Here is a 23,411-nt window from a genome sequence, read left to right as displayed (position 1 = left end):
GTAAACGACGATGAAAACCCGATACCCTCTTATTCTTCTGCTCAATATTGCAGGTATAGCGCTGTTTCTGTCCTGGTATATTCCCGCCGGGCACGGGTTCTGGTCCTCACTGGATACGGGCGTTTTCCGTTTCTTCAACCAGAAGCTGGTTGAAAGCCCGCTGTTCCTGTGGATTGTTGCGATCACTAATAACCGGGCATTTGATGGCTGCTCGTTGTTGGCGATGGGCGCACTGATGCTGCACTTTTGGCTGAAGGATACGACGGAAGGTCGCCGGCGTATTGTGGCTATAGGTCTGGTGATGCTGCTCACCGCAGTGGTATTAAATCAGTTGGGCCAGGCGCTTATTCCGGTTAAACGCGCCAGTCCTACGCTGATGCTGGATAATATTCATCGCGTCAGCGAACTGCTGCATATTCCAACCAAAGATGCCTCCAGAGACAGTTTTCCTGGCGATCACGGCATGATGCTGCTTATTTTTTCCGCATTTATGCTGCGTTATTTCGGAAAAGTTGCAGGTATAATCGGCCTTATTATCGCTGTGGTTTTTGCCTTTCCGCGTGTAATGATCGGCGCTCACTGGCTCACCGATATCGTGGTCGGCTCCATGACGGTTGTGCTGATTGGTTTGCCCTGGTGGCTAATGACGCCATTAAGCGATCGTCTGGTCACGCTGTTTGTGAATTATCTGCCCGGCAAAAACAAACAATTTTCAAACAAATAACGCAAAATAATTAACATCATCAGGGATACTTCTGATTCCCTGATGATGCCGACCAATATTCCATCATTCTGATTGTCATTCTCCTGTCATCTTATTCATGTTTAGAATGAATGACTTGCGTATTTTTTGCGCTAATTGTTCTTAATTTAGCCAATGCCGTTTATTCACTTTCTGTATCAATTTTTCTTATAAGAAATCACATAAAATCTCTCGCAATGACTGGGGCGATCGGGTAACCTCGAACTCGTTTTGCCTCGCGGGACAATTATTCCCTTTCTGAATAAATTTGTGCGTTCTGCCACAGATTTGACCTTAAGGAATTGTCTCATCGTGCGATGGTAATTAGTCTCGTCACGTTTGGCATTTTTTATAACGATATTTATCGTTAAGGACTTCAAGGGAAAACAAACAAAATGGTCAAATCTCAACCGATTTTGAGATATATCTTGCGGGGCATACCCGCGATAGCAGTTGCGGTTCTGCTTTCCGCATGTAGTACCACGAACACCGCCAGGAATATGCATTCTGAGACGCATGCTGTGGGCAATGGAGATAACTCTTCACTGCAAGCCTCTCAGGATGAATTTGAAAATATGGTCCGTAATATCGATGTTAAATCACGTATTATGGATCAGTATGCTGACTGGAAAGGCGTGCGTTACCGCCTTGGCGGCAGCACCAAAAAAGGTATTGACTGCTCCAGCTTCGTACAGCGTACGTTCCGTGAGCAGTTTGGTTTAGAGCTTCCGCGCTCAACCTACGAACAACAGGAAACAGGTAAATCCGTTTCGCGTACTAATCTGCGCACAGGCGATCTGGTTCTGTTCCGCGCTGGCTCCACAGGCCGTCACGTCGGTATCTATATCGGCAACAACCAGTTTGTTCATGCCTCGACCAGCAGTGGCGTTATCATTTCCAGCATGAACGAGCCTTACTGGAAAAAGCGTTACAACGAAGCTCGCCGGGTCCTGAGCCGCAGTTAATTTCGTTTGGCAGCTATCCCTTGGCTATCCTGATGAGACATATTGAAAAGCACTGCTACGGCGGTGCTTTTTTTTTGCGTTGCCTTGAGACTAAGAAAAATCTCACATGGTGAGTCATTTCAGGTTATATTCATACAGAATAAGCGGTTAAATCAGGTAAAATAAGGATCTATGTTCAGACGCTCCTCTTCATCCGGTCGGAAAATCCTGCTTTCCTGTATGATAACGGGGCTTATCGTCGCAATCCTTGTGAGTACCCTGCAATTTTTGGTCACCTGGCATAAACGAGAGGTTAAGTACGAAACGCTGCTTGCCGATATCCAGAATTATGTCAGTAGTTACTTTGCAGATCTCAAAACCACCACCGATGCGCTTCAACCCCTGCTGGAAAAGAACTGCCAGCAAGTCGCTGCAAAACTTACCTCCAGTGCGGCTTTTAACCTCAACGTTCGTGCTTTTTTGTTGGTAAAAGACGGTATTGCTTTTTGCTCCTCCGCAACAGGCGCAATGAACGCCCCCATTTTGTCGCTGATCCCCAAGCTGAATATCAACAAAGATGTTGATGTGGAAATACTTTCCGGTACGCCCATGATGCCGGATAAACCCGCGATAATGATTTGGCACCGCAATCACTCACTCCATAACAGCGGCGTATTTTCTTCACTGAATATCAACCTGGCCCCCTATCTGCTTTATACCGCCCGCGAAGATAATTTTAATGGTATTGCCGTTATTGCTGGCGACACGGCTATTTCAACATTTTCATCCCGAATTATGGACGTCTCTGCGCTACCTAACACGCCATGGCGCCAGGCGACGCTTAAAGAGGTGCCGCTGAAAATTCGTTTGTATGCGCAAGAGTGGACGTACAACGACATCTGGTACGCGATTATGTTGGGATGCATGGCCGGGATTATCACCGGGGTTCTCCTCTGGTATTACATCTTCACTATCCGGTTACGCCCTGGTAAAGATATCCTCCACGCCATCAAACATAATCAATTTTATGTGGTGTACCAGCCCGTCGTAGAGATGCAAACGCTGGAGGTAAAAGGTGTTGAGGTGTTATTACGTTGGCATCATCCATCAACGGGTGAGATCCCCCCGGATGCCTTCATTCATTACGCAGAATCGCAGAAAATGATTGTCCCGCTGACCCAACATCTCTTTAAGTTGATAGCGCAGGACGCCCCGACGCTGCAAAAAGTGTTTCCTGCTGGCGCCAAACTGGGGATTAACATCGCACCAACGCACCTGCACGGCGAGAGTTTTAAAGACGATATTCGACGGCTGCGCGCCTCACTTCCCGCGAACCATTTTCAGTTAGTGCTGGAAATCACTGAACGCGATATGCTCAATCAACACGAGGCGACCCAGCTATTTGAATGGCTACACTCTGTTGGCTTTGAAATTGCTATTGATGATTTCGGCACCGGTCATAGCGCGCTTATCTATCTGGAACGCTTCACCGTTGACTACCTGAAAATCGATCGCGGGTTTATTAACGCCATCGGCACAGAAACCCTGACCTCTCCGGTTCTGGACGCCGTGTTGACACTCTCTAAGCGTCTTAATATGCTGACGGTTGCTGAAGGGGTAGAAACACCTGAGCAAGCTCGTTGGCTGCGCGATCGTGGAGTACATTTTTTCCAGGGGTACTGGATTAGCCGACCGTTAAAGCTTGCTGATTTCGTGCGTTGGATGGCACAGCCCAATAAGCCAACGTGGTGATCGCAGTTTGCGATTCATATACTCTTACTCGCCGCCACACCCCTTATCTCTCAGGCATGATGCCCGTCGGGTTGTGACAGGAAAAGGAAAGCGCTTTTATATGATCCCTCGCCTACTGCTGCTGTTTATCGCCCTTATCGGGTTTAGCGTCCAGGCGCAATCCATCAAAGAAAGCTATGCGTTTGCCGTACTGGGCGAACCGAAGTACGCGTTTAACTTTAACCACTTTGATTACGTTAACCCGGCCGCCCCCAAAGGCGGGCAAATCACCCTCTCCGCGATTGGTACGTTCGATAACTTCAACCGCTATGCAATGCGTGGCAACCCCGGCGCGCGTACAGAAACGCTATACGATACGCTATTTACCACCTCTGACGACGAGCCTGGCAGCTATTACCCGCTCATTGCCGACAGCGCGCGCTATGCTGACGACTATTCCTGGGTAGAAATCGCTATTAATCCGCGGGCGCGTTTTCATGATGGCTCCCCCATTACCGCCAGCGATGTCGCCTTCACCTTTCACAAATTTATGACTGAAGGCGTGCCGCAGTTTCGCCTCGTCTACAAAGGCACAACGGTAAAAGCCATTGCACCGTTAACCGTGCGTATTGAATTAGCCAAACCGGGCAAAGAGGATATGCTCAGCCTGTTTTCATTACCCGTGATGCCTGAGAAATACTGGAAGGATCATAAACTCAGCGATCCCTTATCTTCCCCACCGCTTGCCAGTGGCCCGTACCGTATCACCCAGTGGAAAATGGGCCAGTATATTGTCTATTCGCGTGTCAAAGATTATTGGGCCGCGAACCTGCCCGTTAACCGCGGGCGCTGGAACTTTGATACCATCCGCTACGATTACTATCTTGATGACAACGTCGCCTTTGAAGCGTTTAAGGCCGGTGCGTTTGATCTGCGTCTGGAGAATGATGCCAAAAACTGGGCGACACGTTATACAGGCAAAAATTTCGCAAATCATTACATCATCAAAGATGAGCAGAAAAACGAATCCGCACAGGATACGCGTTGGCTGGCCTTTAATATTCAGCGTCCGGTATTCAGCGATCGACGCGTACGTGAAGCCATCACGTTGGCCTTTGACTTTGAATGGATGAATAAAGCCCTGTTCTATAACGCCTGGAGCCGGACAAACAGCTATTTTCAGAATACCGAGTATGCCGCAAAAAATTACCCCGATGCGGATGAACTGGTGATACTCGCGCCATTGAAAAAAGATCTCCCCCCTGAGGTCTTCAGCCAAATTTATCAGCCGCCGAAATCAACAGGTGATGGTTACGATCGGGACAACTTATTGAAAGCCAATACCTTACTGGAACAGGCTGGCTGGGTACTAAAGGGACAGCAGCGCGTGAACAGCACCAGCGGTAAACCCCTGAGCTTCGAACTGTTGCTCCCGGCGGGCAGTAACAGCCAGTGGGTACTGCCGTTCCAGCACAACCTGCAGCGCTTAGGCATCACCATGAACATCCGCCAGGTTGATAATTCGCAAATCACGAACCGTCTGCGCAGTCGCGACTATGACATGATGCCGAGGTTGTATCGCGCGATGCCGTGGCCGAGTTCAGACCTGCAAATTCTGTGGGCCTCTGAATACATTGACTCCAGCTACAATGCTCCCGGCGTGCAAAGCCCGGTGATTGATAAATTGATCAATCAAATCATCGCGGCACAAGGTGATAAAGCCAAACTGATCCCGCTGGGACGGGCGCTGGACAGGGTATTAACCTGGAACTACTACATGTTGCCAATGTGGTACATGGCCGAGGATCGTATCGCCTGGTGGGATAAATTTTCACATCCTACTATTCGCCCAATTTACACCATCGGCCTCGATAACTGGTGGTATGACGTCAACAAAGCGGCGAAGCTACCCGCAGCCAGACGGCAGGGAGAGTAAATGGGCGCTTATCTGATTCGACGTCTGCTACTGGTGATCCCGACGCTCTGGGCCATCATCACCATTAACTTTTTTATCGTGCAAATTGCCCCAGGCGGTCCCGTTGAGCAGGCCGTCGCCGCTATTGAGTTCGGGCAAAGTGGAGCCTTACCCGGCGCGGGCAGCGAAGGCGTTCGCGCCAGCCACGCGCAAACCGGCGTGGGTAACATCAGCGACAGCAATTATCGCGGAGGCCGCGGTCTTGACCCGGAAGTGATTGCAGAAATCACCCGCCGCTACGGGTTCGATAAGCCTATTCATGAGCGTTACTTCAAAATGCTCTGGGACTACATTCGTTTCGATTTCGGCGACAGCCTGTTCCGTAGCGCTTCGGTGCTGACGCTTATAAAAGACAGCCTACCCGTTTCCGTCACGCTGGGGCTGTGGAGCACACTCATCATCTATCTGGTGTCGATACCGCTAGGTATCCGCAAAGCGGTTCACAATGGTAGTCGATTTGATGTGTGGAGCAGTGCATTCATTATTATTGGCTATGCCATCCCGGCATTTCTGTTTGCGATTTTGCTGATCGTCTTTTTTGCCGGGGGAAGCTATTACGATCTGTTCCCGCTACGCGGGCTGGTTTCCGCTAATTTTGACGCTCTCCCCTGGTATCAAAAAATAACCGACTACCTGTGGCATATTACCCTGCCGGTGCTGGCGACGGTGGTTGGCGGGTTTGCCGCGCTGACCATGCTGACTAAAAACTCATTTCTGGATGAAGTCCGCAAACAGTATGTCGTCACCGCGCGCGCCAAAGGGGTAAGCGAGAAAAATATTCTATGGAAACATGTGTTTCGCAACGCGATGTTACTGGTGATAGCAGGTTTCCCGGCAACGTTTATCAGCATGTTTTTTACCGGCTCTCTGCTGATTGAAGTCATGTTCTCGCTTAACGGACTGGGGTTACTGGGGTATGAATCCACCGTATCACGCGACTACCCGGTGATGTTTGGCACGCTCTATATCTTCACCCTGATCGGACTGCTGCTGAATATTCTTAGTGATATCAGCTATACGCTGGTCGATCCCCGTATTGATTTTGAGGGACGCTAATGTCGCGATTAAGCCCCGTCAATCAAGCCCGCTGGGCGCGTTTTCGCCATAACCGCCGCGGCTACTGGTCGCTGTGGATTTTTCTGGTGTTGTTTGGCCTGAGCCTGTGTTCCGAACTGATTGCCAACGATAAGCCGCTGCTGGTGCGCTATGACAGCAGTTGGTATTTCCCTCTGTTCAAAAACTACAGTGAAAGCGACTTCGGCGGACCGCTGGCGACCAAAGCTGATTATCAGGATCCCTGGCTACAGCAGCGCCTGGAGAAGCAGGGCTGGATCCTGTGGGCGCCCGTACGCTTTGGCGCCACCAGCATTAACTTTGCCACCGATAAGCCCTTCCCTTCCCCACCTTCTGCACAAAACTGGCTGGGGACGGACGCCAACGGCGGCGATGTGCTGGCGCGTATCCTGTACGGCACTCGTATCTCGGTCCTGTTTGGTTTAATGCTGACTCTGTGTTCCAGCGTGATGGGCATCATGGCAGGTGCTATTCAGGGCTATTATGGCGGCAAGGTGGACCTGTGGGGACAGCGATTTATTGAGGTTTGGTCTGGTATGCCGACGCTGTTTCTAATCATTCTGCTGTCGAGCGTGGTTCAGCCAAACTTCTGGTGGCTGCTGGGCATTACCGTGCTGTTTGGCTGGATGAGTCTGGTTGGCGTGGTGCGTGCGGAATTTTTACGTACCCGAAACTTTGATTACATTCGTGCCGCGCAGGCGCTCGGCGTAAGCGATCGCAGTATTATTCTGCGTCATATGCTACCCAACGCGATGGTCGCCGCCCTGACTTTTTTACCGTTTATATTATGCGCCTCGATCACCACCCTGACCTCGCTGGATTTTCTCGGATTCGGCTTACCGCTTGGCTCGCCATCGTTGGGAGAGCTCCTGTTACAAGGTAAAAATAACCTGCAGGCGCCGTGGCTTGGGATCACTGCGTTCATCTCCGTTGCCCTGCTTTTATCGCTACTGATCTTTATTGGTGAAGCGGTACGCGACGCGTTTGATCCCAATAAGGCGATTTAAAATGACACAACCTCTGTTAGCTATTGAGAATTTATCGGTAGGTTTTCGCCAACAAGAGACCGTGCGCACCGTGGTCAACACTCTCTCATTGCGGGTTGATGCCGGGCAAACGCTGGCGCTGGTGGGCGAATCTGGCTCAGGGAAAAGTGTGACCGCGCTTTCTATTCTGCGCTTATTACCGTCCCCTCCCGCGGTTTATCTTGCCGGTGATATTCGTTTCCATGGTGAATCATTGCTTCACGCCAACGAGCAGACGCTTCGCAGCGTACGAGGGAACAAAATCGCCATGATTTTCCAGGAGCCGATGGTGTCACTAAACCCGCTTCACAACCTGGAAAAACAGCTTTACGAGGTGCTGTCGCTGCATCGGGGAATGCGTCGCGAGGCCGCCCGAGCAGAGATTCTGACCTGTCTGGACCGCGTCGGCATCCGCCAGGCGGCCAAACGTCTCGCAGATTACCCGCACCAGTTGTCCGGCGGTGAGCGCCAACGTGTGATGATTGCCATGGCGCTGCTAACGCGGCCAGAACTGCTTATTGCTGATGAACCCACCACCGCGCTGGATGTCTCCGTCCAGGCACAGATCCTGCAATTGTTACGGGAGTTACAGCGAGAGCTGAATATGGGATTACTGTTTATCACCCATAACCTAAGCATTGTGAAAAAGCTGGCCGATACCGTGGCGGTCATGCAAAACGGCCTGTGCGTAGAGCAAAATCGTGCCGCACAGCTGCTCTCTGCGCCCTCGCATCCGTACACGCAGAAATTGTTAAACAGCGAACCTTCCGGTGACCCGGTCCCCTTACCTGTAGGGCAAGCTCCCTTGCTGGAAGTGGAAAAACTCCGCGTCGCCTTCCCTGTCCGCAAAGGCATTCTGAAGCGCGTAGTAGACCATAACGTCGTGGTTAACGACGTCAGTTTTTCCCTGCGGCCCGGTGAAACGCTGGGGCTGGTCGGTGAGTCAGGTTCCGGAAAAAGCACCACCGGACTGGCGCTACTGAGGCTAATCACATCGCAGGGGAGTATTGTGTTCGATGGCCAGGCGTTGCATACCTTAAATCGTCGCCAACTGTTACCCGTACGTCACCGCATTCAGGTGGTATTTCAGGATCCTAACTCCTCGCTAAACCCACGCTTAAGCGTGCTACAAATTATTGAGGAGGGACTACGCGTTCATCAACCGACACTTACTGCCGAACAACGTGAAGCGCAGGTGAAAGCGGTAATGACAGAAGTGGGGCTGGATAGCGAAACGCGGCATCGTTATCCCGCAGAGTTTTCCGGTGGTCAACGTCAACGCATAGCCATTGCCCGGGCGTTGATTCTAAAACCTTCGCTGATCATTCTGGATGAGCCGACATCCTCACTCGACAGGACCGTACAGGCGCAAATCCTGATGTTGTTAAAGTCGTTACAGGAAAAGCATCGTCTGGCCTATATTTTTATCAGCCATGATTTGCATGTCGTACGCGCGTTATGCCATCAGGTTATTGTGCTAAGGCAGGGAGAAGTTGTGGAACAGGGGCAATGCGAGCACGTATTCAACTCGCCACAACAGGCCTATACGCGTCAGCTGCTCGCGCTAAGCTGACGCTCAAAACGGATTGTTATTTGAAAAAGGTTCTGCAATTGCTACGCCGAAATTTTTCAGTCTGCAGGTCGCAGCAAACTCATCCTGACGATTCACAAACAGGCACGGCTCCCCTTCGCATTCCAGCACGGAACAAGGAACCTCAATATCACTGAGGGCCTGGCTGAGTTTATGCATAACTGACCACGCGCTATCACCATCCGGGCTGAGCAATTTGAGCGCCACCAGGCTGTTCTCATTGCTCTGGCCGTTCTGCGGAATCGGTTCAACTTTCGAACCTGCGAAACCCACCGACCAACGATAGCACTGCGGCAGACGATGAACGATTGAGAGTTGTAATGTCATCACTTTCTTTCCCTGGAAGCACAATCACTTCACAATTATTTTACATCAATATTAACACATCATTGACAAAACGTCTTTAAACAGTTGGTAAACGTTTACACCCATGTCCATATGCTACTTTCCGAACCAGGTATTTAAATTTATTCAATGGTTCTGGCAAATTTCCGGGCTATATGTACTCGTTTCTGCGATCTAACTCAACCTTTTTAACTACAATGATGTGACTTTTTACATAAATTGATTTTACATAAAATAAACATAAGCAGGAGAATTGATAGATTTGCGGTTGATATACATCAACTCTGGAGGCCTTATGACCTCCATGTTGTGTATTAGATCACCGTTTTTTAGCGCGACTGGCGTAGAGATAGAAGAGAATAGAGCTGGTGGCGCAAAACGCTATCGACCAAATCATCGGCCAGGCCGAGTTAAAGGTCGCCAGTGACAACAGTGCCCCAACAATAGCGCCAATGCCAAAGCGGAACGTCCCCGCCAAAGATGATGCCGTTCCCGCCATATGCGGGAATTCATCCAGGATGACCGCCATCGCGTTAGATGACACCATCGACACGCAGCCGACAAATGCCGCCACGCCCACCACCAGCGCCCAAAAACCTACCCCGAACAGCGCACTGAAAACCATCCAGCCCGCCATCACAAACTGGATCCACAGCCCTGCACGGAACATATTCAATGCCCCTACCCGACGGACAAAGCGGCTGTTGATAATGGTCATCACGAACAGGAAAACAATATTCAGCGCGAAGTAGTAACCGAAATGCTGCGGTGAAACATGGTTAATCTCGATGTAGACAAAAGGCCCGGCGCTAAGGAAAGAAAACATGCCGGCAAAGCTGAACCCGCTGGCCAGCATATAGCTCAGTACGCGCTTATGACGAAACAACGAGGCAAAGTTGCCCAGAGTCGTGCGCAAGCGAAATGGCTGGCGACGCTCTACGGGCAACGTTTCTTTGATCAGCGTAAAGATCATCACTGAAGCCAGAATAGCCGCCACAGCGAGGATCCAAAAGATATAGTGCCAGCTCAGCCATACCAGCACCCAGCCGCCCACAATGGGCGCCAGCAATGGCGCTATTGTGGTGACCAACATGACGAATGACATCATGCGCGAGAACTCTTCCTTCGGATAGATGTCGCGCATCAGGGCGTTGATAACCACGCTCGCTGCCGCAGCCGCCAGACCATGGAAGAAACGCATTATGATCAGTTGATCGATAGTTTGCGCCAGCGCACAGGCAACTGCCGCCGCCGCAAATATCAGCGTTCCGCCCAGTATTACCGGTTTACGCCCAATGCTGTCTGCCATTGGACCATACAGCAACTGCCCCACCGCAAAACCTAAAATATAGGTACTGAGGGTCATCTGCGCGCTACCGGCAGGCACCCCAAACTGCTCAGAGATAACAGGCAGCGCCGGAAGATACATATCAATCGACAACGGCATCAGCATGGCTAACAAGCCAAGGATAAAGACAATGGCAATTGACGAGTTCTGCCGGGTGGTCACATTTAGCTCCTGAGATTAACGCGGGGTTAAGTTAACGCTGGCAATTTCTTCTTCAGTTAATGGACGGTATTCACCTGGCTCAAGATCATCATCGAGCTTAATGGCGCCGATCCGTTCACGGTGCAGTTCTACAACGTGGTTCCCCACGGCGGCAAACATGCGTTTCACCTGATGATAGCGCCCTTCGCTGATGGTCAATCGCACCTGAGTTGGCGTAATGACTTCCAGCACGGCCGGCTTTGTCAGGTCTTTTTCGTTATGTAGTTGTACACCACGGGCAAACTGCTCGGCGGTATCATCCGCCACCGGCGATTCCAGTGTCACCAGATAGGTTTTCTCACAATGGTGACGTGGTGAAGTGATGCGATGCGACCACTGACCGTCATCGGTCATCAGCACCAGTCCGGTGGTGTCGATATCCAGACGGCCTGCCGCATGTAATTTGTGGGCGACGGGCTCATCAAGGAAATAAAGAACCGTCGGGTGATCCGGGTCATCCGTTGAACAAACATAGCCCTGAGGCTTATTCAGCATAAAATAGCGCGGGCCATTTTGTTGAATCAGGGAATTGCCGTCATATTCGACGTCATGTTCTGGCAGCAGCTTAAAGGCGCTATTTCTGACGATTTCACCGTCGACGGTAACGCGGTTAGCACGGATCTCACGCCCGGCAATAGCGCGGCTGACGCCGAGTTGCTGAGCGATAAATTTATCAAGTCGCATGAGTGTGATTTTTGCCTGTAAAAATACGAGAATCGGGTTTGCGCCCGAAAAGTGGGACTGTTATCCGCCCAGTATAGCGGTGTTACACCATCCCTCAAGGGAAATGATTCATGGCATACTATTCATTGTTACTGTTTACCTTAGTGAGCCAATGATTTTTACTCTTCGTCCGTACCAAAAAGAAGCCGTGGACGCCACGCTCAACCATTTTCGCCACCACCGCACACCGGCAGTTATCGTCCTGCCAACTGGCGCAGGCAAAAGCCTGGTGATAGCGGAACTGGCCCGCGTGGCGCGTGGTCGCGTGCTGGTACTGGCACACGTCAAAGAGCTGGTCGCGCAAAACCACGCCAAATATTGCGCGTTGGGGCTGGAGGCAGATATTTTTGCCGCCGGGCTGAAGCGTAAAGAGAGCCACGGGAAAGTGGTATTCGGCAGCGTACAGTCGGTGGCGCGCAATCTGGACGCCTTTCAGGGAGAGTTTTCCCTGCTTATCGTCGATGAATGCCACCGCATCAGTGATGATGAAGAGAGTCAGTATCAGCAAATTCTCACTCACCTGACCAACGTCAATCCCCACTTACGCCTGCTGGGGCTTACCGCCACGCCTTTTCGTCTGGGTAAAGGCTGGATTTACCACTTTCATTATCACGGAATGGTGCGCGGCGATGAAAAAGCGCTGTTTCGCGACTGCATTTATGAATTACCGCTGCGCTATATGATTAAACACGGCTATCTGACGCCGCCGGAACGCCTCGACATGCCGGTCGTGCAGTATGACTTCAGCCGTCTGCAGGCGCAGAGTAACGGCCTGTTCAGCGAGGCGGACCTTAATCGGGAATTAAAAAAGCAACAGCGAATCACGCCGCATATCATCAGCCAGATTGTCGAGTTTGCCCAGTCGCGCAAAGGGGTGATGATTTTCGCCGCCACCGTTGAACACGCCAAAGAAATTCTGGGCCTGCTGCCTGCTGACGATGCCGCGCTTATCACCGGAGATACGCCAGGCGCGGAGCGTGACGTGCTGATTGAAGAGTTCAAAGCCCAGCGTTTTCGCTTTCTGGTGAATGTGTCGGTCCTGACTACCGGCTTCGATGCCCCGCACGTCGACCTTATCGCTATTCTGCGCCCGACTGAATCAGTCAGCCTGTACCAACAAATTGTTGGTCGCGGACTGCGCCTGGCCCCAGGTAAAACCGACTGTCTGATCCTCGATTACGCGGGCAATCCCCACGATCTGTACGCCCCGGAAGTGGGCGCGCCGAAGGGAAAAAGCGACAACGTGCCGGTGCAGGTATTCTGTCCTGCCTGCGGATTTGCCAACACCTTTTGGGGCAAAACAACGGCTGACGGTACGCTGATTGAACATTTTGGCCGCCGCTGCCAGGGATGGTTTGAAGATGATGACGGCCATCGCGAACAGTGCGACTTTCGTTTCCGTTTTAAAAATTGCCCGCAGTGCAACGCGGAAAATGACATTGCTGCCCGCCGCTGTCGTGAATGCGATACGGTGCTGGTCGATCCGGATGACATGCTAAAAGCGGCGTTGAGGCTAAAAGATGCGCTGGTCCTGCGCTGTAGCGGGATGGTGTTACAAAATGGCCAGGATGAGAAAGGCGAATGGCTAAAAATCACCTATTACGATGAAGACGGAGCCGACGTCAGCGAACGTTTTCGTCTACACACTCCTGCGCAGCGTACAGCATTCGAACAACTGTTTATTCGCCCACACACCCGAACTCCCGGTATTCCCTTACGCTGGATAACCGCCACCGATATCCTCGCCCAGCAGGCGCTATTGCGCCATCCTGATTTCGTGGTTGCGCGTATGAAAGGTCAGTACTGGCAGGTGCGTGAAAAGGTCTTCGATTATGAAGGTCGCTTTCGCCGGGCACATGAATTACGCGGTTAATTGTACTTTTGATTGATGTACCAGCCGTTTGAGTATAGAATCTCGCCCGCTTTTGCATACGCAAAGCAGATCACTTACCTGTTGCTGGGTCGCCTGTAGCAGGAATTATTAAAGAGAGATTTAAATGTTTACTATCAACGCTGAAGTACGTAAAGAGCAGGGTAAGGGTGCGAGCCGCCGCCTGCGTGCCGCTAACAAGTTCCCGGCAATCATCTACGGTGGCGCAGAAGCCCCGATTGCTATCGAACTGGATCACGATGCAGTTATGAACATGCAAGCTAAAGCTGAATTCTACAGCGAAGTTCTGACCATCGTTGTTGACGGTAAAGAAGTTAAAGTTAAAGCTCAGGCTGTACAGCGTCACGCTTTCAAGCCGAAGCTGACTCACATCGACTTCGTTCGCGCGTAATCGCCTGGAAGTTGAAGAAAACCCCGCCTCGGCGGGGTTTTTTTATGGGATTCTGTTGGCGCTAAAGATAGATCACGCAGGCCGGCTAAGGCGTTTCCTCCCCCACCCGGCAAACGGTTTTATTTCCCGCCCGACGTGCGGCGCTGGAGCTGGTCGCGCAGGTTCGGCGGCGTACCTTTGATGGTTAACGTGTCCGTCGCCGGATCCCAGAAAATACGCTCGCCCAGCAGCATGGCGTCAAAATTAATGGTTAACCCACCGCCGCTGCCGGCAAATTTGGTTAACTGGCGCAGCGTACTGCGATCCGCCGGGAAGCTCTCTTCCAGCTCATACCCTTTATCAGCAGCGAATTCGCTGAAGCTGACTTCACTGACGCCGGAAAGCTCTTTAGACAGCGACTCCAGCTCAATCTCTTCACCGGCCTGTAGCTGCTCGTTGCAGTAGCTGTAGACCTGCTGACGCACATTCTGGCGCTCGGCTTTATCCAGTTGCGCCTCATTGGTGAAGTCATCGACCGCCTGCAGCAGACCGCGGTTTTGCGCTTTGGCGTTCAGACCTTCGCTGGCGCCGAGAAAGTCCATGAAGAAATCGGCGACTTTGCGCCCTACCCGCCCTTTCAGGAACGTCAGATAGCGTGTGGACTCCGGATTGGTTTCCCACTCGGTTAAATCAATACGCGCCACGATGTCCGCATGATTGATATCCAGATAGTGCGTCGGGTTGATATCCAGATTTTCATTGACGCGCATGCTGCTTAAATTGTTCAGCACGGCAACCAGCAGATACTCTACCGCCAGATAGCGGTAATGGCAGAACAGGACAATACCGCCGTCGGCAAAAGGATATTTCGCCAGCTCGTCCCGCAAACGCCCTGTCGCGGCCCGGCTAAAAGCCAGAAAATCCTCTTCGCCCTGACGCTGTAAACGCAGCGTTTGCGCCAGCTCGCTCTCTTCGCTGAACAGGCCATAGGCTTTATTCTTGGCGCTATACACCCGATGCAGTTCAGCCATCATATCGACAACGGTCGCTGTCGGTTCCAGTAATGAATCGCGCAAGACCAGCTCAAGGTTTTGCTCATCACGTTTGATAAGCTGGTGCAGGGCAATCTGGTTGATATCCAGACTCATGATAAACTCTCCTTTTAGACCGGGCGGTATTCAACCACCTGCCGGGCAGTGACGCAATAGAAGATAAAAAAGCAGAAAAAAAACTGTCCGTACGGTAATATGTTGCCCTTTCATGAACAGACTGATTTCGATTTATGCCACAAATTTCCCGCTATAGTGACGAACACGTTGAACAACTGCTGAATGAGATGCTCAACGTACTGGAAAAACATAAGGCGCCGACCGATCTTTCCCTGATGGTACTGGGAAACATGGTGACTAACCTTATCAATACAAGCATCGCACCGGCCCAGCGCCAGGCGATTGCCAACTCTTTTGCCCGCGCATTGCAGTCTTCGGTAAACGACGACCAAGCGCATTAAGAGCCTGCTCCGGGGAAACGAACAACAGTTTATGGTAACTCATCGTCAGCGCTACCGTGAGAAAGTCTCCCAGATGGTTAGCTGGGGGCACTGGTTTGCTTTGTTCAACATTCTGTTGGCCATGGTACTCGGTAGCCGTTACCTGTTTGTCGCCGACTGGCCGACTACGCTTGCAGGGCGCGTTTATTCCTACCTGAGCGTTGTCGGGCATTTTAGCTTCCTGGTGTTTGCCACCTATCTGCTGATCCTGTTTCCCCTGACGTTTATCGTCATGTCCCAGAGGCTGATGCGATTCTTATCAGCTATCCTGGCGACGGCGGGCATGACGCTGTTGTTAATCGACAGCGAAGTTTTTACCCGCTTCCACCTGCACCTCAACCCGATCGTCTGGGAACTGGTCATTAACCCTGACCAGAATGAAGCGGCGCGTGACTGGCAACTGATGTTTATCAGCGTGCCGGTTATTCTGTTAATCGAAATGCTGTTTGCGACCTGGAGCTGGCAAAAGCTGCGCAGCCTGACGCGTCGTCGCCATTTTGCGAAACCCTTAGCAGCATTCTTCTTCGTTTCCTTTATCGCCTCGCATGTGGTGTACATCTGGGCAGACGCCAATTTCTATCGCCCTATTACCATGCAACGCGCGAACCTGCCGCTCTCCTATCCGATGACGGCGCGTAAGTTTCTGGAAAAACATGGTCTGTTGGATGCGCAAGAATATCAACGCCGCCTGATCGAGCAGGGAAACCCGGAAGCGGTTTCCGTACAGTACCCGCTCAGCGACCTGCGCTACCGCGATATGGGAACCGGCCAGAACGTTCTGCTGATTACCGTAGACGGCCTGAACTACTCCCGTTTTGAAAAACAGATGCCAGCGCTGGCTGAATTCGCTGAGCAGAATATCGCCTTTACGCGTCACATGAGCACAGGCAACACCACAGATAACGGGATTTTTGGCCTGTTCTATGGCGTGTCCCCAAGCTACATGGACGGCATTTTGTCGACCCGAACGCCTGCGGCGCTGATCTCTGCACTGAACCAGCAGGGGTATCAGTTGGGGCTATTCTCCTCGGATGGCTTTACCAGCCCGCTTTATCGCCAGGCGCTACTGTCAGATTTCTCTATGCCGAGCGTGCAAACGCAGTCTGACGAGCAAACCGCAAGCCAGTGGATTAACTGGTTGGGTCGCTACGCACAGGAAGATAACCGCTGGTTCTCCTGGGTCTCCTTTAACGGAACGAACCTGGATGACAGCAACCAGAAGAACTTTGCCAAACGCTACGCCAATGCCGCTCAGGATGTGGATGCCAACATTAACCGGATCCTTAGCGCCCTGCGCGACTCCGGTAAACTGAACAACACGGTGGTGATTATTACTGCTGGTCGGGGCGTGCCGCTGACTCAGGAAGAGAACAGCTTTGCGTGGTCGCGCGGCCATCTGCAGGTTCCTCTGATTATTCACTGGCCGGGAACACCTGCTCAGCGCATCAATAGCCTGACCGATCATACAGACCTGATGACGACGCTTATGCAACGTCTGCTCCACGTCAGCACGCCAGCTAACGAGTACTCGCAGGGCCAGGATTTGTTTAATGCAACCCGCCGCCATTACTGGGTTACCGCCGCCGACGGCAGCACGCTGGCAATTACCACACCAGAGATGACGCTGGTGCTTAACAACAACGGTAATTATCAGACGTATGATTTACACGGTGAGAAGATAAAAGATCAGAAACCGCAGCTGAGCCTGCTGCTGCAAGTTCTGACGGATGAGAAGCGATTCATTGCTAACTGATTAATTATAAATCAGTTAGCAAGCCATCCTCTTGCATTCGCGGTGGAAAGCAGTAGTATTATCAGCCATAGCGTCGGCACGTAGCGCAGCCTGGTAGCGCACCGTCATGGGGTGTCGGGGGTCGGAGGTTCAAATCCTCTCGTGCCGACCAAAAATCCTCAAAAAAAACCAACCCTTGTGGTTGGTTTTTTTTATGCCTGCGATTCAATGTTCCGCACCACCACGGCTTTTAGCACAGGTTTTACTACTTACCCATGTACAAATTGGGGTAAAATTTACCCTCTCATCAGCGCGATAAACCTGGACGATTGATGCGCTGAAAACAATAATGATACTAATAAAACTCAGGAGAATAGTATGCCTGAAGCAACGCCTTTTCGGGTGCTGATTGTCGACGACCACCCACTGATGCGGCGGGGAATTAGTCAATTATTGCAACTGGATCCCGCATTTAACGTAGTGGCTGAAGCAGGTGACGGCGCAAGTGCGATCGATCTGGCAAACCGTCTGGACCTTGACGTGATCCTGTTAGATCTCAATATGAAAGGTATGAGTGGGCTGGATACCCTGAATGCGCTGCGTCGGGACGGCGTTACCGCACAAATTATCATTCTGACCGTTTCGGATGCCGCCAGCGATGTATACGCCTTAATTGACGCGGGTGCGGATGGTTATTTGCTCAAAGACAGCGATCCTGAAGTCCTGCTGGAGGCCATTCGCAGCGGAGCCAAAGGCGGTAAAGCGTTTAGTACACGCGTCAGTGAATATCTGCGCGAACGCGACCTGTTCGGCGCACAAGAAGATCCGTTCAGCATTCTCACCGAACGCGAGCTGGATGTGTTACACGAACTGGCTCAGGGGCTGTCGAATAAACAGATTGCTTCGGTATTAAATATTTCCGAACAGACGGTGAAGGTGCATATTCGCAACCTGCTGCGCAAACTCAATGTGCGCTCTCGCGTTGCTGCCACCATCCTGTTTTTGCAAACGCGCGGCATGCAATAACCAGATATTGCCCGATGGCGCTACGCTTATCGGGCCTACAAATCACGAGCATCGCAAGGCCGGATAAGACGCTTTGCGTCGCCATCCGGCCCCTTCCACTCTTACTTCTCCTGCGGCGTTAGCTGCTCCATCGCCTGTTTAATACTGCGTTCTATTACCGCCCGACGGGTATCGTTAGCGGGCAATAATTTCAGCATCATCTCCCACGCCGCAACAGCTTCGCCGAAACGCTGCTGTTCGAAAGCGTTAAAAGCATACATGCTCAATACGCGCACGTTAGCATGCTCGCCTCTTATCAGCTGGCGCAACAACTCCCCTCCCCGACGGTTATCATCAGGATCGGAAGAACGGGTCAATGCTTCCGCATAACCCAGCGCCGCATCGCTGTTGTTAGGATCCAGTCGATAGGCATTGGCATAGGCTTCAGTAGCCGTACTGGCGTTACCGAGTACCATGCCAATACGTCCGAGCATGATCCAGCCTTCGACGTTTGCGGGATCGGCCTGTAAGCGAGTGCGCAGCCCCAGCGCCAGACGCGTCATGTCTTCTTCATTCAACGGGTCGGCTTTCGGATCCAATGCCCGCTCCAGCAGCGCTGGAGCCTGAGCGGTGGCCTGCTGCCAGACCTGCACCTGTTTATAGTTCCCGGTTTGATAATAGCTCACCGCGCCGACCACCAGCGCCACCACGATGCCGGGCACAAAGAGTCCGAATCCACCGCGCTTGCCATCCGGGATAATGTCGTCAGGAAACTCTTCTTGTTTCACCCGCACGCGTCGGCGAGTACGGGCGAAAATAATCCAGCCCCCGAGACCAATCGCTACCACAGGCATCACCCACAGCAGCACGGTCAGCGGAGTTAACGGCGGATCGTAAGTGACGAAGTTGCCGTAGCGCGCCACCATGTAGTCAACAATCTCTTTCTGGCTTTTGCCTTCCTGCATCAGTTCGTACACTTTCTGCCGCAGGTCGGTGGCGATCATTGAGTTAGAGTCGGCAATACTGTTGTTCTGACATTTAGGACAACGTAGTTGCTCGGTAAGCTGGCGGAACTGCTGCTCCTGCGCTTCATCCTTAAACTGCATTACGTCGATAGTCGCAAGCGCGGATCCCGAGATAACCAGCATCAGCAGGCCCAATAAAAATCTCATTGCGCAGCCTCCTTACTGTACTTGTCCCACAACGGTTTGATCTCGCTTTCCCACACCCGGGCATTCAGATCGCCGGCATGGCGATAGCGAATAATACCTTTCCCGTCGATCAGGAACGTCTCCGGTGCGCCGTACACGCCAAGATCGAGGCCGAGCATACCGTCGCCGTCAAACAGACTTAATGAGTAAGGATTGCCCAGCTCTTTCAGCCAGACAATGGCTTTCTGACGATCGTCTTTATAGTTCAGGCCCACTACCCGCACGCCTTGCGCAGACAGTTGATTCAGATACTGATGCTCGGCGCGACAGGTCGGACACCATGTCGCCCAGACGTTCAGCAACACTGGCTTCCCCTGCGTCAGCACATCGGCCTGATAATGCTGCCCCGGGTTTTCCAGCGATTCCAGACGGAACGTCGGAACAGGTTTGCCGATCAACGCCGACTCCAGATTAGTAGGGTCGTCTCCTTGCGCGTTACGCGCTAACTGCCATAGCAGCGCCGCTGCAATGATGAGAAAAATAATAAACGGAATTAACAGTGCGTTGCGCTTCATACAGCCTCCGACGCATTTTTTTGCACCGCGACACGCGGGCGCGTGCGCTGGCGATAGCGTGGATCAAACAGGCAGAACACCCCGCCCAGCGCCATCAGCAACCCTCCGGCCCAAATCCAGCGAATAAACGGTTTGTAATACAAACGTACAGCCCATGCGCCGTTATCCAGCTCTTCACCCAGCGCAGCATACAGATCGCGCGTAAGCCCGCCGTCAATCGCCGCTTCGGTCATCATCGAACTGGTGCTGTTATAAAAGCGTTTCTCCGCATGCAGCGTGGCTTCCGGTTTACCATCACGCGTGACGCCAATAATGGCGACCCCGCCCCGGTAGTTTGGTCCGGTAATGTCTTTTACTTCACGGAAGGTGAACTGATAGTTATGGATACTGACGCTATCGCCCGCTTTCATGCGCACATCGCGTTCCACGCTGTAATTCTGGCTAAAGGCAATACCAACAATGGTAATCGCCAGCCCAACGTGACCTGATACCATCCCCCAGTAGCTTGGCGTCAGCTTTGTTCCACGAGAAATGCGCAGGTACGCTTCGGACATGGCCAGCACAAATATCCAGCACGCCATCGCCAGCCCCACCACCGTCATGGCGGCAATGCGATCCTCAAACAGCCACGGCAGCAGCAGCGACAGAATAAGCGTGGTGACAAACGCGATGATCAGTAACGTTTTCAGTTTACGTGGTCGGTCACGGCCCCAGCGCACTAATGGCCCAATGCCCAGCAGCAGCGCAAACGGCGCCATCAGCCAAGTGAACATGGTATTGAAGAACGGCTCGCCAATCGAAATGCTGCCCAACCCAAGCTGTTTGTGCACCAGCGGCAGCAGCGTACCCAATAACACCACCAGCATAGCGGCGATCAGCAGGACGTTGTTGCCCAACAGCAGCGATTCACGCGACCACAGCGCGTTGTTTACCCGCGAGCGAACCTTATGCCCACGCACTGCAAACAGCAGCAGGGAACCGCCAATCACCAGCACCATGAAGGCCAGGATAAACATTCCGCGCGACGGGTCTGAGGCGAAAGCATGCACCGAAACCAGTACGCCGGAGCGTACCAGGAAAGTACCCAACAGGCACAGCGAGAAGGCGCTGATTGACAGCAGCAGGGTCCAGGCTTTGAAGCTGGCGCGCTGTTCGGTTACCGACAGCGAGTGCATCAGGGCTGTGCCCACCAGCCATGGCATAAAGGAGGCGTTCTCAACCGGATCCCAGAACCACCAGCCGCCCCAGCCCAGCTCGTAATAGGCCCAGGCCGAACCGAGTACAATCCCCAGCGTCAGAAACACCCACGCCGCCAGCGTCCATGGACGCGAAAAGCGAGCGAAGGTGCTGTCCAGACGCCCGCTCATCAACGCGGCGATCGCAAACGCAAAAGCCACCGAGAAACCGACATACCCCATGTACAGCAACGGCGGATGGAAAATCAGTCCCGGATCCTGCAACAGCGGGTTGAGGTCGCGCCCTTCGATAGGGAAGTTGGGCAACGTGCGGGCAAACGGATTAGAGGTAAACAGGATAAACAGCAGGAAGCCGACGCTGACCATCCCCATCACCGCCAACACGCGGGCGACGATATCCAGCGGCATGCGCTGGCTGAACACTGCGACGGCGAACGTCCAGCCGCTCATCAGCAACACCCACAGCAGCAGCGAGCCTTCATGCGCGCCCCAGGTCGCCGCGACCCGATACCAGACCGGAAGTTGGGTATTGGAGTTACTGGCGACGTAGGTCACGGTAAAGTCGTTAACCACAAAGGCATTAACCAGAATCAGGAACGCCCCCATCACGCAGATAAACAAGACCCAGGCAAAGGGCCGTGCTGAGGCCATCATCCGCACGTCGCCGCGCGCCACGCCCCACAGCGGATAGACCGACAGCAGTAATGCAACGCCAAGCGCAAGGCACAACAGCGCATTGCCAATTTCAGGCATCATGACGTTTTATCCTTATAAACACTTTCCGGGCGACGGTGGTTTTCCTGCATCGCTTTTTCGACTTCCGGCGGGGTGTAGTTTTCATCATGTTTGGCAAGAACCTCTTTAGCCTGCACATGATTTCCCTTGTCCAACTCGCCCTGAACGACGACGCCCTGCCCCTCGCGGAACAGGTCCGGCAAAATGCCTTCATAGGTCACATCCACCACACCTTCGGCGTCATAGATGCTGAAATTTACTTTTAGCGATTGCGGATCGCGCTTCACGCTGCCCGGCATCACCATCCCACCCACGCGCAGACGTTGACCGACTTCAGGCATCTGCTGCGTTTCACGCTTACCGTAGAGTATCTCTCCCGGGGTGTAGAACAGATCGATATTGGAACGCAGCGCGTAGAGCACCAGCGAAATGGTCAACGCCAGACCTGCCAGTACCGCGCAGGCTATCCATAGCCGATTTTTACGTCGAATATTCACGCCGCCTCCCGTTGTACTTGCGCTGCGCGCATGCGCGCTTCCCTCGCCCGCTGCTGAGCCACACCGCGTAAAATTGCGCGATGCTGTAACGCAGAATGCAGCACCAGCACCAGTAGCGGAATAACGCTCATGGCGACAGCCAGCCAGACATACAAGGCGTAACCGCCCATCGCGAAAAAATCACTCCATGATGCAAATGCAGGGGTCATTGGCGGCCTCTTTTTAAGATCAGTTCGCTCACCCACGGGCGGCGTTTTTCCATCATCAAAATCAGGTTACGCATGCGCATTAGCGCCAGCGTGACAAACAGTAACAGGTAGCCGACGATCGCCAGACGCAGCGGCGCGCGCATTGCCGGATCGATACTCTGCTGCATACGGGTTGACCCCTGATGCAGCGTATTCCACCACTCGACCGAGTAATGAATGATCGGTAAGTTGACCACGCCAATCAGCACCAGAATACCGGCAGCGCGACCTGCCAGACGACGGTCGTCAAAGGCATGCCACAGCGCAATGGCGCCAACGTAGAGAAACAGCAGCACCAGTTCCGAGGTGAGTCGGGCATCCCAGACCCACCAGGTTCCCCACATCGGTTTGCCCCATGCGGACCCCGTCACCAACGCAATAAAGGTAAACACAGCGCCAATGGGCGCCATCGCAGCCAGCGCCAGATTGGCCATTTTCATTTGCCAGACCAGGCCGATAAACGCCGCAACAGCCATTGAGGCATAAATCCCCATCGACCAGATTGCCGCCGGAACGTGCAGATAAATGATGCGATAGCTCTGTCCCTGCTGATAATCAGCTGGCGCGAAGCCAAAGCCCCAGCCCCATCCCGTTATGAGTACCACCGCGCTGGCAATCGCCAGCCACGGAATAAACCAGCCGCAGATCTGATAGAGCCGAGGGGGCATCGCCAATTGATGAAGTGTTTTCCACATAGTTCAGTCACCAGACTCCATTAATTAATATCCGTTTTGCCGGAGTACCTTGCCCGGCCTGCAAATCC

At 52.7% G+C, this 23,411-nt stretch carries 22 protein-coding genes and 1 tRNA gene; 13 read left to right on the top strand and 10 right to left on the bottom strand.

Annotation, left to right across the window (positions count from 1 at the left end):
- Nucleotides 1-10: 10 nt before the first annotated feature.
- From FDW96_RS24940 to yejF, 7 genes are all read left to right on the top strand, one after another.
- Entirely contained in the window at nt 11-724 is a 714-nt protein-coding gene (locus tag FDW96_RS24940) for a phosphatase PAP2 family protein (protein WP_042307265.1), read from the top strand.
- Nucleotides 725-1,137: 413 nt separating this feature from the next.
- Nucleotides 1,138-1,707, top strand: coding sequence for a bifunctional murein DD-endopeptidase/murein LD-carboxypeptidase (gene mepS, locus FDW96_RS24935; protein ID WP_003027474.1), 570 nt, complete (start codon nt 1,138-1,140; stop codon nt 1,705-1,707).
- Between the two features lie 171 nt (nt 1,708-1,878).
- Complete coding sequence (locus FDW96_RS24930) at nt 1,879-3,438, top strand: cyclic di-GMP phosphodiesterase (protein WP_061382083.1); 1,560 nt, start codon at nt 1,879-1,881, stop codon at nt 3,436-3,438.
- A 100-nt stretch (nt 3,439-3,538) separates the two neighbouring features.
- Nucleotides 3,539-5,353 (top strand): extracellular solute-binding protein, encoded by a 1,815-nt coding sequence (locus FDW96_RS24925; RefSeq protein ID WP_137366493.1) that lies wholly within the window; start codon nt 3,539-3,541, stop codon nt 5,351-5,353.
- Complete coding sequence (locus tag FDW96_RS24920) at nt 5,354-6,448, top strand: microcin C ABC transporter permease YejB (RefSeq protein WP_040230596.1); 1,095 nt, start codon at nt 5,354-5,356, stop codon at nt 6,446-6,448.
- The gene (locus FDW96_RS24915) at nt 6,448-7,473 is read left to right on the top strand and encodes an ABC transporter permease (protein ID WP_061382084.1); all 1,026 of its coding nucleotides are present in this window, start codon (nt 6,448-6,450) and stop codon (nt 7,471-7,473) included. The genes FDW96_RS24920 and FDW96_RS24915 overlap by 1 nt, the downstream gene beginning before the upstream one ends.
- Nucleotide 7,474: 1 nt before the next feature.
- Nucleotides 7,475-9,064, top strand: coding sequence for a microcin C ABC transporter ATP-binding protein YejF (yejF, locus tag FDW96_RS24910; RefSeq protein WP_079223379.1), 1,590 nt, complete (start codon nt 7,475-7,477; stop codon nt 9,062-9,064).
- Nucleotides 9,065-9,067: 3 nt separating this feature from the next.
- On the opposite strand, the gene FDW96_RS24905 is transcribed toward yejF, so the two are convergent.
- From FDW96_RS24905 to rsuA, 3 genes are all read right to left on the bottom strand, one after another.
- Nucleotides 9,068-9,412 carry a YejG family protein gene (locus FDW96_RS24905; RefSeq protein WP_029139605.1) on the bottom strand — a complete coding sequence of 115 codons (345 nt, stop codon included), beginning with the start codon at nt 9,410-9,412 and terminating at the stop codon, nt 9,068-9,070.
- Between the two features lie 334 nt (nt 9,413-9,746).
- Complete coding sequence (locus FDW96_RS24895; RefSeq protein WP_137366492.1) at nt 9,747-10,937, bottom strand: Bcr/CflA family multidrug efflux MFS transporter; 1,191 nt, start codon at nt 10,935-10,937, stop codon at nt 9,747-9,749.
- A gap of 15 nt (nt 10,938-10,952) precedes the next feature.
- A complete protein-coding gene (rsuA, locus tag FDW96_RS24890; RefSeq protein WP_061382086.1) occupies nt 10,953-11,660 on the bottom strand; it encodes a 16S rRNA pseudouridine(516) synthase RsuA in 708 nt (235 codons plus the stop codon).
- A gap of 151 nt (nt 11,661-11,811) precedes the next feature.
- Between rsuA and FDW96_RS24885 the strand changes: the two genes are divergently transcribed.
- On the top strand, nt 11,812-13,572 hold the full coding sequence (locus FDW96_RS24885; protein WP_042307971.1) for a DEAD/DEAH box helicase: 1,761 nt from the start codon (nt 11,812-11,814) through the stop codon (nt 13,570-13,572).
- 124 nt (nt 13,573-13,696) lie between these two features.
- Complete coding sequence (gene rplY, locus FDW96_RS24880; RefSeq protein ID WP_006683755.1) at nt 13,697-13,981, top strand: 50S ribosomal protein L25; 285 nt, start codon at nt 13,697-13,699, stop codon at nt 13,979-13,981.
- A 119-nt stretch (nt 13,982-14,100) separates the two neighbouring features.
- Here rplY and yejK read toward each other — a convergent pair whose 3' ends face one another.
- Nucleotides 14,101-15,108 (bottom strand): nucleoid-associated protein YejK, encoded by a 1,008-nt coding sequence (gene yejK / locus FDW96_RS24875; protein WP_006683753.1) that lies wholly within the window; start codon nt 15,106-15,108, stop codon nt 14,101-14,103.
- Nucleotides 15,109-15,242: 134 nt separating this feature from the next.
- Between yejK and FDW96_RS24870 the strand changes: the two genes are divergently transcribed.
- From FDW96_RS24870 to narP, 4 genes are all read left to right on the top strand, one after another.
- Nucleotides 15,243-15,470, top strand: coding sequence for a YejL family protein (locus tag FDW96_RS24870; protein WP_003027506.1), 228 nt, complete (start codon nt 15,243-15,245; stop codon nt 15,468-15,470).
- Between the two features lie 31 nt (nt 15,471-15,501).
- On the top strand, nt 15,502-17,262 hold the full coding sequence (yejM, locus tag FDW96_RS24865; protein ID WP_061382087.1) for an LPS biosynthesis-modulating metalloenzyme YejM: 1,761 nt from the start codon (nt 15,502-15,504) through the stop codon (nt 17,260-17,262).
- 74 nt (nt 17,263-17,336) lie between these two features.
- Nucleotides 17,337-17,413: transfer RNA gene (locus tag FDW96_RS24860), tRNA-Pro, on the top strand.
- A gap of 206 nt (nt 17,414-17,619) precedes the next feature.
- Nucleotides 17,620-18,267: a nitrate/nitrite response regulator protein NarP gene (gene narP / locus FDW96_RS24855; RefSeq protein WP_016153764.1), complete on the top strand. Its 648-nt coding sequence runs from the start codon at nt 17,620-17,622 to the stop codon at nt 18,265-18,267.
- A gap of 101 nt (nt 18,268-18,368) precedes the next feature.
- On the opposite strand, the gene FDW96_RS24850 is transcribed toward narP, so the two are convergent.
- Genes FDW96_RS24850 through FDW96_RS24825 form a run of 6 tightly spaced genes read right to left on the bottom strand, consistent with a single transcriptional unit; the run spans nt 18,369 to nt 23,343 of the window.
- Nucleotides 18,369-19,418, bottom strand: a complete 1,050-nt coding sequence (locus FDW96_RS24850) for a cytochrome c-type biogenesis protein CcmH (protein ID WP_137366491.1) — start codon at nt 19,416-19,418, stop codon at nt 18,369-18,371.
- Entirely contained in the window at nt 19,415-19,972 is a 558-nt protein-coding gene (gene dsbE / locus FDW96_RS24845) for a thiol:disulfide interchange protein DsbE (RefSeq protein ID WP_003834613.1), read from the bottom strand. Before dsbE ends, FDW96_RS24850 begins: the two co-directional genes overlap by 4 nt.
- Nucleotides 19,969-21,924 carry a heme lyase CcmF/NrfE family subunit gene (locus tag FDW96_RS24840; protein WP_137350028.1) on the bottom strand — a complete coding sequence of 652 codons (1,956 nt, stop codon included), beginning with the start codon at nt 21,922-21,924 and terminating at the stop codon, nt 19,969-19,971. Before FDW96_RS24840 ends, dsbE begins: the two co-directional genes overlap by 4 nt.
- Nucleotides 21,921-22,400 carry a cytochrome c maturation protein CcmE gene (gene ccmE / locus FDW96_RS24835; RefSeq protein WP_042307191.1) on the bottom strand — a complete coding sequence of 160 codons (480 nt, stop codon included), beginning with the start codon at nt 22,398-22,400 and terminating at the stop codon, nt 21,921-21,923. Before ccmE ends, FDW96_RS24840 begins: the two co-directional genes overlap by 4 nt.
- Nucleotides 22,397-22,609 carry a heme exporter protein CcmD gene (gene ccmD / locus FDW96_RS24830; protein WP_005129320.1) on the bottom strand — a complete coding sequence of 71 codons (213 nt, stop codon included), beginning with the start codon at nt 22,607-22,609 and terminating at the stop codon, nt 22,397-22,399. The genes ccmE and ccmD overlap by 4 nt, the downstream gene beginning before the upstream one ends.
- On the bottom strand, nt 22,606-23,343 hold the full coding sequence (locus FDW96_RS24825; RefSeq protein WP_137366490.1) for a heme ABC transporter permease: 738 nt from the start codon (nt 23,341-23,343) through the stop codon (nt 22,606-22,608). Before FDW96_RS24825 ends, ccmD begins: the two co-directional genes overlap by 4 nt.
- Nucleotides 23,344-23,411 lie beyond the last annotated feature (68 nt).

Source organism: Citrobacter sp. TBCS-15 (assembly GCF_005280815.1).
Classification (GTDB): Bacteria; Pseudomonadota; Gammaproteobacteria; order Enterobacterales; family Enterobacteriaceae; genus Citrobacter; species Citrobacter werkmanii.
This window is presented reverse-complemented; position numbering and strand designations above follow the sequence as displayed.